The organism is Caballeronia arationis (assembly GCF_001544975.2).
Lineage (GTDB): Bacteria > Pseudomonadota > Gammaproteobacteria > Burkholderiales > Burkholderiaceae > Caballeronia > Caballeronia arationis.
In genome coordinates this window covers 1-1,519 of record NZ_FCOG02000420.1, presented here as the reverse complement: position 1 = coordinate 1,519, position 1,519 = coordinate 1, and the positions used below count along the sequence as shown (strand labels likewise).

Here is a 1,519-nt window from a genome sequence, read left to right as displayed (position 1 = left end):
CCTCAGGATTACCCACAATTGTAAAGATAGTCCTATTCGTTTTGCCGGAAGAGCCGATACATCTTAGTGACTTCGTGCATCACGAGGAAGCCTCGCCATATCACAGTTGGACCGGGTGGTCGGTCATGCTTGCGATTCAGGTAGCCGCCCAACATGGCTATCCACAACACGGCCTGCTTCAGGGACGGGACCTGCTTTGGCAGCTTCGTGGTGTGCTGTGTTTGGCAATACAGTGCCTGCCATTCGACGGGTTGCAGCAACACCTCGCAGGACAGGTCCGCGTCGATTCGCGACAGGAGGGTCGCATACAGGATGCGCCAGGCAATGACGGCAAACAGAGCGGTTGCTCGCACGAACCGGTCAAGACTCCCGAACTGGCGCGCCTCGACTTGGCATCCGCTTTTCAGTACGCGATGCCAAGATTCAATGGTCCAACGTCGTGCATACCATGCAAGCCGCTCAAGAATGTCATCAAGCGTGGTCGTTGCCACCGAACTTAGCAGCATCCACTCGATAGGCTCAACGCCTTCCGCAGGGGCATCTTCGATTGCGTGAATCGCAAATACATCGACTTCCGGCAGCCCCTTCGCGCGTCCCCTTGGAGGCCGCAATCGTACCGTTGCGCAACGTAACGTCAGGCCCGCGGTTCGCTGCGGCAGATTGTGTCTGGCAGGCACCAGCAGTTCGGTTCTACCCAGGGGCGCAGTGGCCTGAACGGCCTCCCACAGATATCCCTCGGGATGGCGCGCCCGGCGATTGACGGCCGCGCGAATCAGCCAGTCCACGCCTGCGGGACGTTCTGCGGCAAACAGTTCGTACAGGTCGCTCTCGCGGTCGCCGACGCAGACGAAGCGCGCATCGGCACAACGCTTTTTGAGCTCGGCAAGATGCGCGATGCCTTCGAGCCATTTGGCGCTTTCCTTTTCATGGACCGGACGGGTTTTGCGTTGATGCTTCTTGCCAAATTCCTCTTCGGGCCGCACCCACGTCTTCATTCCCAGCACTCCCAGCGGCAGGCCTTCGGGAGTGACAGCCAGCAAGCTGTGCATCATGAAACCGCGCAAATTGGTGTGATTTCCCGAGCCGTAGCCCAACCCTTCAGTAGCGGGAAGATGCGACAGGTTGAATTCCGTGGTGTCCTGTACGGCCAGCACAACCGGTACCGCCGTCATCCGATCCAGCGTCTGTGTGATGTGCGGCGCGAGGATGCCGTCGGTATCGACTTGCGTATTGTCGAAAAAGCGGTACGCGGCCTTAAGCTCGGCAGCGTTGAGCGATTGCGGAAACGAGCTCTGCGGGCTGCAGGCGAGGCGGCGCGCGAGGGCAACAAGACGGCGTTCCAGACGTGCGTCGCCCAGCTTCGCAGCGCCGAACTCGGTGTTTGCCCAATCGTCGATATCGTTCTCGCCCGCCAATCTCGCACGCCGTTACAAACAGGGTGCACGAAAGTTAACATTGACGCTACGCGTTTACAAGCAATTCTTTCGCGTCAGATCCCGAAGATGTGGGCAATCCTGAG

The 1,519-nt window shown here is 59.1% G+C and carries 1 protein-coding gene; it reads right to left on the bottom strand.

The window, feature by feature from the left end; genetic code table 11:
• Window positions 1-32: 32 nt before the first annotated feature.
• Window positions 33-1,415 carry an IS4 family transposase gene (locus AWB81_RS42815; protein WP_062644627.1) on the bottom strand — a complete coding sequence of 461 codons (1,383 nt, stop codon included), beginning with the start codon at window positions 1,413-1,415 and terminating at the stop codon, window positions 33-35.
• Window positions 1,416-1,519: the final 104 nt, after the last annotated feature.